Origin of the sequence: Rhodoplanes azumiensis, assembly GCF_042682915.1 — a bacterium.
Lineage (GTDB): Bacteria > Pseudomonadota > Alphaproteobacteria > Rhizobiales > Xanthobacteraceae > Rhodoplanes > Rhodoplanes azumiensis.
The window spans coordinates 41,044-55,559 of the sequence record NZ_JBHUIW010000004.1 but is presented as its reverse complement, the minus strand read 5'-3'; the positions used below and the strand labels follow the sequence as shown (position 1 = coordinate 55,559).

General features: G+C 70.2%; 14 protein-coding genes. 13 read left to right on the top strand and 1 reads right to left on the bottom strand.

The features are described from left to right. The first annotated feature begins 5 nt into the window (after positions 1 to 5). The 10 genes from ACFSOX_RS05415 (at position 6) to ACFSOX_RS05370 (ending at position 9,155) form a co-directional block, all read left to right on the top strand. Complete coding sequence (locus ACFSOX_RS05415; protein WP_378476955.1) at positions 6 to 782, top strand: ABC transporter ATP-binding protein; 777 nt, start codon at positions 6 to 8, stop codon at positions 780 to 782. Further along, positions 775 to 1,536 (top strand): ABC transporter ATP-binding protein, encoded by a 762-nt coding sequence (locus tag ACFSOX_RS05410; RefSeq protein ID WP_378476775.1) that lies wholly within the window; start codon positions 775 to 777, stop codon positions 1,534 to 1,536. The genes ACFSOX_RS05415 and ACFSOX_RS05410 overlap by 8 nt, the downstream gene beginning before the upstream one ends. A gap of 165 nt (positions 1,537 to 1,701) precedes the next feature. Then, complete coding sequence (locus tag ACFSOX_RS05405) at positions 1,702 to 2,805, top strand: cobalamin-independent methionine synthase II family protein (protein WP_378476774.1); 1,104 nt, start codon at positions 1,702 to 1,704, stop codon at positions 2,803 to 2,805. A gap of 385 nt (positions 2,806 to 3,190) precedes the next feature. Further along, positions 3,191 to 3,700, top strand: a complete 510-nt coding sequence (locus ACFSOX_RS05400) for a GNAT family N-acetyltransferase (protein WP_378476773.1) — start codon at positions 3,191 to 3,193, stop codon at positions 3,698 to 3,700. Between the two features lie 239 nt (positions 3,701 to 3,939). Continuing rightward, entirely contained in the window at positions 3,940 to 4,989 is a 1,050-nt protein-coding gene (locus tag ACFSOX_RS05395) for a MaoC family dehydratase (protein WP_378476772.1), read from the top strand. Positions 4,990 to 5,246: 257 nt separating this feature from the next. Continuing rightward, complete coding sequence (gene sdhC / locus ACFSOX_RS05390; RefSeq protein ID WP_378476771.1) at positions 5,247 to 5,657, top strand: succinate dehydrogenase, cytochrome b556 subunit; 411 nt, start codon at positions 5,247 to 5,249, stop codon at positions 5,655 to 5,657. Further along, positions 5,654 to 6,043: a succinate dehydrogenase, hydrophobic membrane anchor protein gene (sdhD, locus tag ACFSOX_RS05385; RefSeq protein WP_378476770.1), complete on the top strand. Its 390-nt coding sequence runs from the start codon at positions 5,654 to 5,656 to the stop codon at positions 6,041 to 6,043. Before sdhC ends, sdhD begins: the two co-directional genes overlap by 4 nt. Before the next feature lie 3 nt (positions 6,044 to 6,046). Then, a complete protein-coding gene (gene sdhA / locus ACFSOX_RS05380) occupies positions 6,047 to 7,882 on the top strand; it encodes a succinate dehydrogenase flavoprotein subunit (protein ID WP_378476769.1) in 1,836 nt (611 codons plus the stop codon). A gap of 1 nt (position 7,883) precedes the next feature. Continuing rightward, positions 7,884 to 8,666, top strand: coding sequence for a succinate dehydrogenase iron-sulfur subunit (locus tag ACFSOX_RS05375; protein ID WP_378476768.1), 783 nt, complete (start codon positions 7,884 to 7,886; stop codon positions 8,664 to 8,666). Positions 8,667 to 8,753: 87 nt separating this feature from the next. Next, positions 8,754 to 9,155 (top strand): VOC family protein, encoded by a 402-nt coding sequence (locus ACFSOX_RS05370; protein ID WP_378476767.1) that lies wholly within the window; start codon positions 8,754 to 8,756, stop codon positions 9,153 to 9,155. 27 nt (positions 9,156 to 9,182) lie between these two features. On the opposite strand, the gene ACFSOX_RS05365 is transcribed toward ACFSOX_RS05370, so the two are convergent. After that, positions 9,183 to 10,211 carry a zinc-dependent alcohol dehydrogenase gene (locus tag ACFSOX_RS05365; RefSeq protein ID WP_378476766.1) on the bottom strand — a complete coding sequence of 343 codons (1,029 nt, stop codon included), beginning with the start codon at positions 10,209 to 10,211 and terminating at the stop codon, positions 9,183 to 9,185. Between the two features lie 76 nt (positions 10,212 to 10,287). Here ACFSOX_RS05365 and mdoH point away from each other — a divergent pair, with 76 nt between their 5' ends. From mdoH to ACFSOX_RS05350, 3 genes are read left to right on the top strand one after another with little or no spacing between them, the layout of a single operon-like run. Beyond that, positions 10,288 to 12,153 (top strand): glucans biosynthesis glucosyltransferase MdoH, encoded by a 1,866-nt coding sequence (gene mdoH / locus ACFSOX_RS05360; RefSeq protein ID WP_378476765.1) that lies wholly within the window; start codon positions 10,288 to 10,290, stop codon positions 12,151 to 12,153. Further along, positions 12,153 to 12,896, top strand: a complete 744-nt coding sequence (locus ACFSOX_RS05355) for an FkbM family methyltransferase (protein ID WP_378476764.1) — start codon at positions 12,153 to 12,155, stop codon at positions 12,894 to 12,896. Before mdoH ends, ACFSOX_RS05355 begins: the two co-directional genes overlap by 1 nt. Next, complete coding sequence (locus tag ACFSOX_RS05350; RefSeq protein ID WP_378476763.1) at positions 12,883 to 14,412, top strand: hypothetical protein; 1,530 nt, start codon at positions 12,883 to 12,885, stop codon at positions 14,410 to 14,412. Before ACFSOX_RS05355 ends, ACFSOX_RS05350 begins: the two co-directional genes overlap by 14 nt. Positions 14,413 to 14,516 lie beyond the last annotated feature (104 nt).

Here is a 14,516-nt window from a genome sequence, read left to right as displayed (position 1 = left end):
TGACGATGTCCCCCGTCCCGGTCCTGGAGACGCGCCGCCTGGAAAAACGCTTCGGCGGCATCGTCGCCTCCAACGACGTGAACCTGTCGATCGCGCGCGGCGCCCGTCATGCGCTGATCGGACCCAACGGTGCCGGCAAGACGACGCTCGTGAACATGCTGACCGGTGTGCTCAAGCCGTCGGGCGGCGAGATCCTGCTCGACGGCAAGGAGATCACGATGCTCGATCCGCACCAGCGCGTGCGGCTCGGCATCGCCCGCACGTTCCAGATCAATCAGCTCTTCGCCGACCTCACGCCGGTCGAGACGCTGGGTCTCGCGATCTCCGAGCGGCTCGGCACCGGAACGCATTTCTGGCGGGTGCCGGGCACGCGGCCCGAGGTGGTCGACGAGATCGCCGCGCTGCTGGAGCGCTTCGGCCTCGCCGACGTGATGCACGAGCGCACCGGCGTGCTGCCCTACGGCAAGCAGCGGCTCCTGGAGATCGCGCTCGCCTTCGCGTGCCGGCCGCGCGTGCTGCTGCTCGACGAGCCGGCCGCCGGCGTGCCGGAGGCGGAGCGCCACGAGATCCTGGCCGCCGTCGCCGGCCTGCCCGCGGACGTCACGGTGCTCCTGATCGAGCACGACATGGACATCGTCTTCACCTTCGCGGATCGCATCTCGGTGCTGGTCAACGGCCAGCTCTTCGTCGAGGGCACGCCCGACGAGGTCGCGCGCGACCCGCGGGTCAAGGCCGTCTATCTCGGTGAGTCGCTTGAATCCGGGGAGCCGGTCGATGCCTGAGCTTCTGGAGATCGAGCGCCTCTCCGCCGGCTACGGCGAGGCCGTGGTGCTGAACGAGATCTCGCTCACGCTCGCCGAAGGGCGCTCGCTCGCACTGCTCGGCCGCAACGGCATGGGCAAGACGACGCTGGTCAACACCATCGTCGGGGTGACGCGCTGGCGTGGCGGCACCATCCGGCTCGCCGGCCGCGACATCACGAGACTGCGCCCCGACCAGCGCGCGCATGCCGGCATCGGCTGGGTGCCGCAGGAGCGCAACATCTTCAAGTCGCTCACCGTGCACGAGAACCTCACCGCGGTGGCGCGCCCGGGGCCGTGGTCGCCCGCCAAGGTCTACGGGATGTTCCCGCGGCTGGCCGAGCGGCGCGGCAATCTCGGCAACCAGCTCTCCGGCGGCGAGCAGCAGATGCTGGCGGTCGGTCGCGCCCTGGTGCTCAATCCGCGCCTGATGCTGCTCGACGAGCCGACCGAAGGTCTCGCCCCGATCATCGTCGAGGAGCTGATCGCGGCGCTCGCCCGCATCACCCGCGACGAGGGCCTGTCCGCCATCGTCGTCGAGCAGAACGCGCAGAAGATCCTCGGCGTCACCGACCAGGCCGTGGTGCTGGAACGCGGCAGTGTCGTCCATGCCGGCGACAGCGCCGCGCTCAAGGCCGACCGCGCCGTGCTGGAAGGCTTCCTCGGCGTCAGCCACGGCGGCCCGAAGCGGGCGGTGACGGGTGCTGCGGCACGTCATCACGTCGCGGGCGGGTGACGCCTTCGCGGCTCTGCCGCGTCATGTCCGCGCTCGTCGCGGGCATCCACGAACACGGCCGCCGTCCGCGACGACGTGGATGGTCGGGATGCGCCCGGCCACGACGGAGCGTTCGGCGAGGAGCATCGACACATGCGGCCCCGCGCCGCCAGGGAGGAGAAGCACATGTCGCGCAATCGTCCGCCGTTCCGGGCCGACCAGGTCGGCAGTCTCTTGCGTCCGGCTGCACTGAAGCAGGCCCGCGCCCGCTTCCAGGCCGGCGAGATCCCGGCCGAGGAGCTCCACCGCGTCGAGGACGAGGAGATCCGCCGCGTCATCCGCGCCCAGGAGGACATCGGGCTCCAGGCCGTCACCGACGGCGAGTTTCGCCGCTCGTGGTGGCATTTCGACTTTCTGAAGAAGCTCGACGGCGTCGAGGGCTTCGAGGCGCAGTCCGGCATCCAGTTCCACGGCGTGCAGACGCGGGCCGAGGGCGTGCGGGTGACCGGCCGGGTCGGCTTCTCGGGACATCCGATGCTGGAGCACTTCAAGTTTTTGGCGGCCAACACCAAGGTCGTGCCGAAGATGACGATCCCGTCGCCGACGCTGCTGCACTTCCGCGGTGGCCGCAAGGAGATCAGCGCCTCGATCTATCCGGACCTCGACGCCTTCTTCGACGACCTCGGCCGCGCCTACAAGACGGCCGTGAAAGCGTTCTACGACGCCGGCTGCCGCTACCTGCAGTTCGACGACACCGTGTGGGCCTATCTCTGCTCCAAGGAGCAGCTGCAGCTCGCCCGCGAGCGCGGCGAGGAGGTCGAGAAGCTGCCGCGCATCTATGCCGACGTGATCAATCACGCGATCTCCGACCGGCCGCACGACATGGTGATCACCACGCATGTGTGCCGCGGCAACTTTCGCTCGACCTGGATCAGCGAGGGCGGTTACGAGCCGGTCGCCGAGCGCCTGCTCGGCGAGATCGACTACGACGGCTACTTTCTCGAATACGACACCGAGCGGGCCGGCGGCTTCGAGCCGCTGCGCTTCCTGCCCAAGGGCAAGAAGATCGTCGTGCTCGGCCTCGTCACCTCGAAGACCGGCACGCTCGAGAACCCCGACGCGGTCAAGCGCCGCATCGAGGAGGCGGCGAAGTTCGCGCCGCTCGACCAGCTCGCGCTCAGCCCGCAATGCGGCTTCGCCTCCACCGAGGAGGGGAACATCCTGGCCGATCAGGAGCAGTGGGCGAAGCTCGCGATGATCGTCGAGATCTCCCGCGAGGTGTGGGGCTGACCGGGCGCTCGGTCGCGACGACGTCGAGGTGCGCTTTGGTTTCCGTCGGGCCGTCGCCCGGGGGCGATCGCGGCTTGGGCGTGCCGCGCTGCATCCGCTCGTCGTCGGCGCCGGGCCGGGGCTGCTCGGCTGCGCTGCGCGCGCGACGCATCTTCGTTCGCCGGAACGCGGCGCGCGAGCGCGTGCGTCGGCGTAGGGAAGGCGCATGAGGAGCGCGACGTGGCGACGATGTGGCAACGATCGTGAATCGCCGATCGGGCGCGCCGGACGGCCGGCGTGGCCACGAAGACCCGCATGTGTCCACGGCGCAACAGTCGCGAATACGGTGAAGAATACGTATCTGCGCCCTCTTGATGCAGGTCGGCGCGTTGGCTCTAATCGAGCCATGAGCACCGTCCTGATCGAGATTCGCCGTGCCAAGGTATCCGATGCGACGTCGGTCGCAGCGGCCCACGACGAGGCTTGGCGGACCGCCTATCGCGGCATCATCCCGGGCGCCGAGCTGGAGAAGCTGGTGCAACGGCGCGGTCCGGCCTGGTGGGACGGTGCCATCCGCAAGGGCAGCCGCGTCTCGCTGTTCTGCTTCGGCGATCAGATCGCGGGCTACTCCAACTACGGCCGTAACCGCGCCCGCAGCCTCGCCTACGAGGGCGAGGTCTACGAGCTCTACATGCGGCCGGAGTTCCAGGGGCTCGGCTTCGGTCGCCGCCTGTTCACGGCGGCGCGGCGCGACCTCGCGCAGAACGGCATGAAGAGCCTCGTGGTGTGGGCACTGTCCGACAACGAGCCGGCGCTGGACTTCTATCGCGCGCTCGGTGGCCGTCCGGTGGCGCGCTCGTCCGAGACCTTCGGCACCAAGACGCTCGACAAGATCGCCTTCGCCTGGCCGGCGTGAGGCCGCGCGCCGCGGCGATGACGGCCGTCCGGCTCGTCCCGGCGTGAGCCGGCGACAGGGACCGCCGTGCCGCTTCGGGGGTCCGCTGTCGCGGGACCGGGGAGCGTGCGGCGTCGACCCGGGCCTCTCGCCTTTCGGCCAATTGCATGCCCCGAGGCGACGCGCTACGACTCGGGCAATCCCGAGCCGACATCCCAGCCGACACAAAAACCGCCACCGACCCCCCGGGGCCTCGTCCGATGGCCAAGACCAGCGCGGGACGTTACTTCGAAGACTTTCGCATCGGTGACGTCATCCGGCATGCCGTGCCACGCACCGTCACGACCGGCGACGTGGCGCTCTACACGGCCCTCTACGGCCCGCGTTTCGCGGTGCAGAGCTCCGACGCCTTCGCCCAGGCGATCGGCTACCCACGGTCGCCGATCGACGACCTCCTCGTCTTCCACGTCGTGTTCGGCAAGACCGTGCCGGATATCTCGCTCAACGCCGTCGCCAATCTCGGCTACGCCGAGGGCCGCTTCCTCGCCACCGTCTATCCGGGCGACACGCTGACCGCGACCTCCGAGGTGATCGGCCTCAAGGAGAACTCGAGCCGACGCACCGGCGTCGTCTATGTCCGGTCGACCGGCTGGCGTCAGGACGGGACCAAGGTTCTCGAATACGTGCGCTGGGTGATGGTCAACAAGCGCGACGAGGCGGCCAAGCCCCACACCGAGCTGGTGCCCGAGCTGGCCACGACGGTCGATCCGGCGAGCCTCGGCGCCGCCTGCCCGTCGATCCATGCCGCGGGCTGGGATTTCGGCCTCTCCGGCGCGCCCGATCGGTTCGACGACTATGCGATCGGCGAGAAGATCGACCATGTCGACGGCATGACGGTCGAGGACGCCGAGCATCAACTGTCGACACGCCTGTACCAGAATACGGCCAAGGTCCACTTCAACCACTTCGCCCAGGTGCGCACCCGGATCGGCCGCCGGCTGATCTATGGCGGGCACGTCATCTCGCTCGCCCGTGCGCTGTCCTACAACGGCCTCGCCAACGTCTTCCACGTCGCGGCGATCAACAGCGGCGCCCATGTCGCACCCCTGTTCGCCGGCGACACCGTGTTCGCCTGGTCGAAGGTGCTCGGCAAGGCGGAGCTGCCCGGCCGCGGCGACGTCGGGGCGCTGCGCCTGCGGCTCGTCGCGACCAAGGACCGCACCTGCGAGGACCACCCGCTGCGGGCCGGCCACGACTACGAGCCGGGCGTCATCCTCGACCTCGACTATTGGGCGCTGATTCCGCGCTGAGCGGCGGCTCGTTCCGGCGGGCCACCCGGCCGGTCGCGAGGGACGCACGACGCCGATGTCCCGCGTCGCCGGCGCGGGTTTCCCCGCATTGAATTCGCGTCGCGGTGCGGCACAGTCGATCGTCGCCGGCCGGGCTGTTCGGTCACGCCCCGGCATGCAATCATAATGACCCCGACATCCACCGCAGGCCGTCGATTGGGCATTGCACAAAAGACGCGCTTCTGCTTCAAGGGACTGGCCTTCATTGGAGCAATTCCATGGCTGAACGCCCGGCGCGGGTCGAGCGGCCGCTTTCGCCGCACCTCCAAATCTATCGTCTGACCTTCACGTTCCTGATGTCCGGCTTCCACCGGGTCACCGGGATCGTTTTGTATGTCGGCTTCCTCCTCGTCGTGTGGTGGCTGCTCGCCGCCGCCACGGGGCCGAACGCCTATGCCTGGATCCAGTGGTTCATGAGCACCTGGATCGGCCGGCTGGTGCTGCTCGGCTTCTCGTGGGGCCTGATCCACCACTCGCTCGGCGGCGTCCGCCATCTGATCTGGGACACCGGCCGCGGCTTCGCGCCCAACGAGCGCGAGTGGCTCGCCCGCATGACCCTGATCGGCTCGATCTCGCTCACCCTGCTCGCCTGGATCATCGGCGGCTTCGTGATGGGAGGCCTGCGATGAAGTCGACCAGCATCCGCACCCCGATCGGCAAGGTGCGCGGCCTCGGCTCGGCCAAGTCCGGGACCGAGCACTGGTGGGAGATGCGGCTCACCTCGATCGCGCTCCTGCCGCTGACGCTGGCCGCGATCGTCATCGTGATCTCGCTGATCGGCCGCAACCACGCCGCCGTCGTCCAGATTCTCGGATCGCCCCTCGTCGCCATCACCATGCTGCTGTGGGTCTACACGGTCACGCTGCACATGCGCCTCGGCCTGCAGTCGGTGATCGAGGACTACGTCCACGGCAAGGCGATGAAGACCGGCCTGCTGATCGCCAACACGTTCCTCACCATCGTGGTCTGGCTGGCCTGCACCTACGCGATCCTCAAGCTTTCCTTCGGAGTCTGATCGATGGCCGTCAACGGATCCGGAAACGGCGGCGCGCCGGCGGTGAACGGCCGGGCCTATCCGCTGGAGGACCACACCTACGACGTGGTGGTGGTGGGCGCCGGCGGCGCGGGCCTGCGGGCCGTCGTCGGCTGCAGCGAGGCGGGGCTGCGCACCGCCTGCCTGACCAAGGTGTTCCCGACCCGCTCGCACACGGTCGCGGCGCAGGGCGGCATCTCGGCGGCGCTGGGCAACATGGGCCCGGACGACTGGCGCTGGCACATGTACGACACCGTCAAGGGGTCGGACTGGCTCGGCGATCAGGACACCATCGAGTACATGTGCCGCAACGCGCCGGCCGCCGTCTACGAGCTCGAGCACTGGGGCGTGCCCTTCTCCCGCACCGAGGACGGCAAGATCTACCAGCGGCCGTTCGGCGGCATGACGACGAACTACGGCCAGGGCATCGCCCAGCGCACCTGCGCGGCGGCCGACCGCACCGGCCACGCGATGCTGCACACCTTGTACGGCGCCGCGCTGAAGCACTCGGCCGAGTTCCTGGTCGAGTATTTCGTCCTCGACCTGATCATGGACGACGAGGGCGCTTGCCGCGGCGTCATCGCGCTCAACATGGACGACGGGACGCTGCACCGCTTCCGCGCCCAGATGACCATCCTGGCGACCGGCGGCTACGGCCGCGCCTATCTGTCCTGCACGGGCGCCCACACCCAGACCGGCGACGGCAACGCCATGGTGCTGCGCGCCGGCCTGCCGCTGCAGGACATGGAGTTCGTCCAGTTCCACCCGACCGGCATCTACGGCTCGGGCTGCCTGATCACCGAAGGCTCGCGCGGCGAGGGTGGCTACCTCGTCAACTCCGAGGGCGAGCGCTTCATGGAGCGCTACGCACCCTCCGCCAAGGATCTGGCTTCGCGCGATGTCGTCTCGCGCGCCATGACGATCGAGATCCGCGAGGGTCGTGGCGTCGGCCGCAACAAGGACCACATCTTCCTGCACCTCGACCATCTCGATCCGAAGATCCTGCACGAGCGCCTGCCCGGCATCTCGGAGAGTGCGAAGATCTTCGCCGGCGTCGACGTGACCAAGGAGCCGATCCCGGTCATCCCGACCGTCCACTACAACATGGGCGGCATCGCCACGAACTATCACGGCGAGGCGGTGATCAAGCGGGACGGCAATCCCGACTACATCGTCCCCGGCCTGATGGCGCTCGGCGAGGCCGCCTGCGTGTCGGTGCACGGGGCCAACCGGCTCGGCTCCAACTCGCTGATCGATCTCGTGGTGTTCGGCCGCGCCGCGGCACTGCGCTGCGCCGAGATCCTCGAGCCCGGCGCCAGCCAGCCGTCCCTCTCGGCGGCCGAGACCGACAAGGCGCTCGCCCGCCTCGACCGCTTCCGCAACGCCAACGGCTCGACCCCGACGGCCGAGCTGCGCGCCCGCATGCAGCGGGTGATGCAGTCGAACTGCGCCGTGTTCCGCACCGGCGAGGTCTTGACCGAGGGCGTCAAGCTGATCGACGAGGTGCTGGCCGGCTCGGCCGACGTGAAGGTGTCGGACCGCTCGCTGATCTGGAACACCGACCTGATCGAGACGCTCGAGTTCGACAATCTGATCGCCCAGGCGGTCGTGACCATGAACTCCGCCGCCAACCGCAAGGAAAGCCGCGGCGCGCACGCCCGCGAGGACTTCCCGGAGCGCGACGACAAGGAGTGGATGAAGCACACGCTGGCGTGGCTCGATCCGCAGAGCCGCAAGGTGACGATCGACTACCGCCCGGTGCACACCTACACGATGACGAACGACGTCTCGTACATCGAGCCGAAGGCGAGGGTTTACTGACATGGTCGAATTCACCCTGCCAAAGAACTCGCGGGTCGGCGACGGCAAGGTGTGGCCGAAGCCGGACGGCGCGTCGAACACGCGCGAGTTCCGCGTCTACCGCTGGAATCCCGACGACGGGAAGAACCCGCGGATCGACACCTTCACGGTCGATCTCGACGACTGCGGGCCGATGGTCCTCGACGCGCTGTTGTGGATCAAGAACAAGGTCGATCCGACGCTGACGTTCCGGCGCTCCTGCCGCGAGGGCATCTGCGGCTCCTGCGCCATGAACATCGACGGCGTCAACACGCTCGCCTGCACCAAGGACATGGGCGAGATCAAGGGTGCCGTGAAGGTGCTGCCGCTGCCGCACCAGCCGGTGGTCAAGGATCTGGTTCCGGATCTGACCAATTTCTTCGCCCAGCACGCGCTGGTGCAGCCCTGGCTGCAGACGGCGACGCCGGCGCCCGAGAAGGAGTGGATCCAGAGCAAGCACGACCGCGAGATGCTCGACGGTCTCTACGAGTGCATCCTCTGCGCCTGCTGCTCGACCTCGTGCCCGGAATACTGGTGGAACCCGGATCGCTATCTCGGTCCCGCCGCGCTCCTGCACGCCTATCGCTGGGTGATCGACAGCCGCGACGAGGCGACCGGCGAGCGGCTCGACGAGCTCGAGGATCCGTTCCGCCTCTATCGCTGCGTCACCATCATGAACTGCTCGAAGGCGTGCCCGAAGGGCCTCAACCCGGCCAAGGCGATCGCCGAGCTGAAGAAGCTGATGATCGAGCGCCAGAAGACCTGACGGTCGTGGCCTGACCGCGATCGATCGTTGCGGTGTTTCTCCGGGGCGGCTCTCGGGCCGTCCCGGAGCTTTTTTGAAGAACAGATCATGATCGATCGGGTCGGCGCCCCGGTGTCCGACATTCCCCGCTCGCGCGCCTTCTTTGCGGCCGCGCTGGCGCCGCTCGGTTGTTCGGGGATCATGGAGTTCGGCCCGGACGCGACCGACATGGACCCCGCCGCCGCCGGCTTCTGGCGCGACGGCGAGCCGGACCTCTGGATCGGCGGCGAGGAAGGGCTCACCGGCGTGCTGCATGTCGCGCTCTCGGCGTCCGATCGCGCGACCGTCGAGGCCTTCCATGCCGCGGCGCTGGCGGCCGGCGGCCGCGACAACGGTGGGCCGGGCCTGCGGCCGCACGATCATTCGAGCTGTTCCGCCGCCTTCGTGCGCGATCCCGAGGGCCACAACATCGAGCTCGTCTGCCACGCGCCGGCCTGCCCCCCGGTCTGAAACTGCGGCCTGATCGGATGGTCGGCGTCACGGCGCCGGATAGTCGATCAGCGGGCACAAGATGCCGCTTTCTGGCGACACCATGTGGCCGAGTCGGTCCGGCAGGTCGTGAAACGGCACGGCCGGAGCGAGCAGGGCGTCGAGACGATCGTCGGCGAGGAGAGCGAGGGCCGCCGCGAGCCGGCGCCGGTGCGTCCAGCGCGGCCGGTGCGACGGCGACACCTGTCCGACCTGCGACGATCGGAGCGTCAGCCGCCGGCTGTGGAAGGCGCCGCCGAGCGGCGCCGCGACGCTGCCCTCGCCGTACCAGCTCAGCTCCAGCACGGTCGCCTCGAGCCCGGCGAGCGCCAGCGCCGTCGTGAGCCCCGCCGCGCTGGCGCTCGCGTGGATCACCAGGTCGCAGCCGTCGCCACGATGCTCCAGCGCCTGATCGGGCGTCGCGAACCGCACCCCGAGCGCTGCCGCCGTCGCGGCGCGATCCGGCGCGATGTCGACGAGCGTCACCTCGGCGCCGGGCAGCCGGGCACACAGATAGGCGACCAGAAGCCCGACCACGCCGGCCCCGACCACGGCGATCCGGTCGGCCGGGCCGGCCGACGTGTCCCACACGGCGTTGAGCGCCGTCTCCATGTTGGCGGCCAGCACGGCGCGGCGCGCCGGCACGCCGTCCGGCACCGGCACCACGGCCTCGGCCGGCAGAACGAAGCGGGTCTGGTGCGGGAACAGGGCGAAGACGGTGCGCCCGACCAGATCCGGCCGCCCCGCCTCGACGTAACCCACCGTCGAATAGCCGTATTTGACCGGGAACGGAAAGTCGCCGGACATGAACGGCGCCCGCATGCGGTGGTGCTCGGCGACCGGCACGCGGCCGTCCAGCACGAGGCGCTCGGTGCCGCGGCTGACCGCGCCGTGCCGGGCCCGGACCAGAACCTCGTCGGGCGCGGGCGGGGTCAGGGCTTCGTGGCGGATCTCGGCCCGGCCGGGGGCGACCGTCCACAGGGCGTCGGCATGGAGAGCGCCGGGCGGCGCGGAGGGGGACCGAGATGGGCGTGTCACTCGCTTATCCGTTATTGGACCGGGGAACCGCCCCATCGCTATACCCGCGTCGGATGCGGCAGGGCAGGGGGAGCTGATGTCGGGGCAGGCGGCTGCGGCGGACCCCACGCAGGATCGACAGACGGTTCCGCAACGAACCCTCCCGGCCGGCGCGCGGCGCGCGCTGTTCGCCGGGCTGGTGCTGATCACCATGGCGGGCCTCCTGGCGCTCGCCGCCGCGGCGCTGGCGCCGGGCGGGCCGTCGGGCCTCGATCTCCTCCTCCTCGTGCTGTTCGGCGTCACGCTGCCGTGGACCGTCATCGGCTTCTGGAACGCCGTCATCGGCTTCCTGATCCTGCGCTTCGCCGCCGATCCGGTCGCGGCCGTGCTGCCGGTGGCGGCACGGGTGGCGCCGACGGCGCCGATCATCGGGTCCACGGCCATCCTGGTGTGCGTGCGCAACGAGGCGCCGGACCGCATCGTTCGCAACCTCCGGCCGCTCCTCGGCGGCCTCGCCGAGACGCCGCAGGCCGACCGGTTCCACGCCTATGTGCTGAGCGACACCAGCGACCCCGCCATCACGGCCGCCGAGGAGGCCGCCTTCGCCGCGCTCACCGCCGAATTCGCCGGGCGCATCGCGCTCACCTATCGGCGGCGCACCGACAATGCCGGCTTCAAGGCCGGCAACATCGCCGCGTTCTGCAACGCCTTCGGCCACCTGCACGACTACGCCGTGACGCTCGACGCCGACAGCGTCATGCCGGCCGAGGCGGTGCTGCGGATGGTGCGGATCGTCGAGGCGGACCCGAAGCTCGGCATTCTCCAGGGCCTCGTGATTGGTCGCCCGGCGACCAGCGCCTTCGCCCGGCTGTTCCAGTACAGCATGCGGCTTTCGATGCGCTCCTACACGTTCGGCAGCGCGTGGTGGCAGGCCGACTGCGGCCCCTATTGGGGCCACAACGCGGTGCTGCGCCTGAAGCCCTTCATCGCGCATTGCGAGCTGTCGGCGCTGCCCGGCACCGGGCCGCTCGGCGGGCATGTGCTGAGCCACGATCAGATCGAGGCCGTGCTGATGCGCCGCGCCGGCTTCGAGGTGCGGGTGCTGCCCGAGGAGACGCTCGGCTTCGAGGAGAACCCGCCGACCTTGATGGAGTTCGTGCGGCGCGATCTGCGCTGGTGCCAGGGCAACATGCAGTATTGGCGCTTCCTCGGCCTGCCGGGCCTGAAGCCGATCAGCCGCTATCAGCTCGTCTTCGCCATCCTGATGTTCTTCGGCTCGCCGGCCTGGGTGGGCCTCACCGTGCTGATCCCGCTCGTCGCCGCGCTCGGGGCGGGCGACGCCCCGGCGATCGCGCCGGCCCTCGGCCTCGCTTTGTTCTGGATCCTGCTGCCGATGTGGTTCGCGCCGCAGATCGCGACCGTGCTCGCCCTGGTGACGCGGCCGCGCGGCGCCGCGCCGTTCGGCGGGCCGGGCGTGCTCGTCTCCAACGCCCTGGTCGCCATGACCTTCATGCAGCTCCTGGTGCCGATCCTGTGGCTCGCCCACACGCTGTTCCTGGTGCGGCTGGCGCTCGGGCGCGGCATCGGCTGGGGCGCTCAGGCGCGCGACGATCACGCCGTGCCGGTCGGCCTCGCGCTGCGGCTGCTGTGGCCGCAGACCGTGCTGGGTCTCGCCGTGCTGCTGCTGGTCGCCACGACCGTGCCTGCCGCGCTCCCCTACGCGGCCGTGCTGGCGCTCGGGCCGGCGCTCGCCGTGCCGCTCGCGGTCGCGACCGCGTCGCCCGGGCTCGGACGGTTCATGCAGAAGGCCGCTCTCTGTCGCCTGCCCGAGGAGCGCGACCCGCCGCCGATCCTGCGTCTCGTCACGGCGCCGCCGTCCCCGACCGCCGCGCCGCAGCCCGCGGCGGTCTCCGGGCCGACGTCCGCCACCGTCGTGATTCCTCAGCCCGCCGAATCGCCGTGATGTTCGGGCGCCTGCGCGCATTGACGGGCATCCTCGGCTCGCTGCGGACCTATCACGGCCGCCGCACCCACCGGGCCGGGCTCGACCGGCTGTATGCCGACTTCGTCGCGCCCGGCGACCTCGTGTTCGACATCGGCGCCCATGTCGGCGATCGCACCGCGGCGTTCCGCCGACGCGGCGCCCGGGTCGTGGCCGTCGAGCCGCAGCCGCATCTCGTGACGGTGCTCGACGTGCTGTTCCGGCGCGATCCCGGCGTGACGATCGAGCCCGTGGTGGTCGGCCGCAGCGAGGGCACGGCCGAGCTGCTGATCAACCGCGACAACCCGACCGTCTCGACCGTGTCGGAGCAGTTCGTCGCGGCGGCGGCCGGCGCGCCGGGCTGGGCCGAGGAGTGCTGGACCGAGCGGCTCACCGTTCCGATGACGACGCTCGACGCGCTGATCGCCCGCCACGGTGTCCCGGCCTTCATCAAGATCGACGTCGAAGGGTTCGAGGCCGAGGCGCTGCTCGGACTGTCTCACGAGGTCGCGGCGCTGTCGTTCGAGTTCACCACGATCCAACGCGACGTCGCGCTGGCCGCGCTCGATCGCTGCGTCGCGCTCGGCTACGATAAATTCGAGGCGTCGCTCGGCGAGTCGCACCGGTTCGAACACGGCGCCTGGCGGAGCGCCGAGGAGATCCGATCCTGGATCCTCGGCCTGCCGCACGCGGCGAACTCCGGCGACGTCTATGCGATCCGCTGAGCGGCGCGGCGCCTTCGGCCTGAGCCTCGCGGTGCCGGCCGCCGCGCTCGCGCCGTCGCGCGCGGCCTGTTTCGCGCCACAGATCGCCGTCGCGCTGATCGCGCTCGCCGGCTTCGGCCTCACGCTCGCGGTGTTCTGGCCCGGCGTGATGACCTACGACGCCCGCTACGTGCTGGTAGCGGCGCGCGCCGGCGTCTACGGCGACTGGCAGTCCCCCGTGATGGCCTGGGCGTGGCGGCAGATCGATCTCCTGGTGCCCGGTCCACCCGGCATGCTGCTCGTCACCGCGGCGCTCTACTGGAGCGGTTTTTCGATCGTCGGCGCCGTGCTGGCGCGGCGTGCGCCGTGGCTCGGGGTCGTCACGGTGCTGCTCGGCTTCGCGCCGCCCGGCTTCATGTTCCTCGGCATCATCTGGCGCGACATCCTGTTCGGTTGCGTCTGGCTCCTCGCCGCGGCGCTGGCGTTCGCGTCGGCCTTCACCTCTCCCCAGCGGGGAGAGGTCGGACCGCGAAGCGGTCCGGGTGAGGGGGTGCCGAGCCAACCAACAGGCGCCGTAAACCCTCACCCCGGTCGCGTGCTTCGCCCGCGCCCGACCCTCTCCCTCAGGGAGAGGGGCGGAGGCCTGCGCATCGGCTTGCAGGTCGCCTCCCTCGCCCTGATCGTCCTCGGCGTGCTGCTGCGTCCGAACGCGATGCTCGCCGCGCCCGTGCTGGTCGCCTATGCGCTGTGGCCGGCGCAGTTCCACCTGAAGCGCCTCGCGCTTCTTTTTATACCGACCGGCGTCGCGCTCTTCGTCCTCCTGCAGCTCGTCTATTACGGCGCGCTCGGCGCCAAGCGCGAGTTCCCGCAGCACTCGCTCGCCGTGTTCGACCTCGGCGGCATCACGCATTTTTCCGGCGAGGTGCGCCTACCCGGCGACTGGACGCCCGAGCAGCGACGCCGCCTCGTCTCCGATTGCTACGACCCCTATCTGTGGGACGCCTACTGGTACGGCCGCCCCTGCGCCTTCGTGATGGATCGGCTGGAGAAGCGCGACGGCGTGTTCGGCACGCCGGCGCTCACGGCCGCCTGGAGCGCCGCGATCATGGCGCATCCGCTCGCCTGGCTTCGCCACCGCCTCGCCTTCACGACGCAGTTCCTGGTCGAGCCGAACTTCACGATCTGGGTGCTCGACCTCGACGACAAGTCGCGCCGCGCGCTGCCCGACGATCGCGCCTTCGGCGCCATGCTGGCCGTGCACGACGTGCTGAAGCCGACGCCGTTGTTCCGCGCCGGCGTCTGGCTCGCCGCCTGCGTCGTGATCGCCGGTTTCGCGTGGCGATACCGCGGAACGCCCTGCGGCGCCTTCGCCCTCGTGGTGCCGGGCTCCGCCATCGTCTACGTGGCGAGCTTCGCGCTGCTCGGCGTCGCGGCGGATTTCCGCTACGCCTGGTGGGCCGTGCCGGCGGCGCTGACCGGCGTTTCGGCGCTCCTCGCGGTGCCACGGCCCCGGCCGGCGGTCTCGTCCGCTGGTTGACGGGCGGAACACGCGGCACGCTGCGGCCGTTTGCATTGCGCGGCGCGAGGGTCGATAACGGTCGACCGGACCCCGAACCCCCGACCGCGTCGCCGCGAACGGCC

Coding starts and splice junctions, on each gene's coding strand:
- ACFSOX_RS05415 (WP_378476955.1), top strand. CDS start 6: ATGTCCCCCGTCCCGGTCCTGGAGACGCGCCGCCTGGAAAAACGCTTC.
- ACFSOX_RS05410 (WP_378476775.1), top strand. CDS start 775: ATGCCTGAGCTTCTGGAGATCGAGCGCCTCTCCGCCGGCTACGGCGAG.
- ACFSOX_RS05405 (WP_378476774.1), top strand. CDS start 1,702: ATGTCGCGCAATCGTCCGCCGTTCCGGGCCGACCAGGTCGGCAGTCTC.
- ACFSOX_RS05400 (WP_378476773.1), top strand. CDS start 3,191: ATGAGCACCGTCCTGATCGAGATTCGCCGTGCCAAGGTATCCGATGCG.
- ACFSOX_RS05395 (WP_378476772.1), top strand. CDS start 3,940: ATGGCCAAGACCAGCGCGGGACGTTACTTCGAAGACTTTCGCATCGGT.
- sdhC (WP_378476771.1), top strand. CDS start 5,247: ATGGCTGAACGCCCGGCGCGGGTCGAGCGGCCGCTTTCGCCGCACCTC.
- sdhD (WP_378476770.1), top strand. CDS start 5,654: ATGAAGTCGACCAGCATCCGCACCCCGATCGGCAAGGTGCGCGGCCTC.
- sdhA (WP_378476769.1), top strand. CDS start 6,047: ATGGCCGTCAACGGATCCGGAAACGGCGGCGCGCCGGCGGTGAACGGC.
- ACFSOX_RS05375 (WP_378476768.1), top strand. CDS start 7,884: ATGGTCGAATTCACCCTGCCAAAGAACTCGCGGGTCGGCGACGGCAAG.
- ACFSOX_RS05370 (WP_378476767.1), top strand. CDS start 8,754: ATGATCGATCGGGTCGGCGCCCCGGTGTCCGACATTCCCCGCTCGCGC.
- mdoH (WP_378476765.1), top strand. CDS start 10,288: ATGTCGGGGCAGGCGGCTGCGGCGGACCCCACGCAGGATCGACAGACG.
- ACFSOX_RS05355 (WP_378476764.1), top strand. CDS start 12,153: ATGTTCGGGCGCCTGCGCGCATTGACGGGCATCCTCGGCTCGCTGCGG.
- ACFSOX_RS05350 (WP_378476763.1), top strand. CDS start 12,883: ATGCGATCCGCTGAGCGGCGCGGCGCCTTCGGCCTGAGCCTCGCGGTG.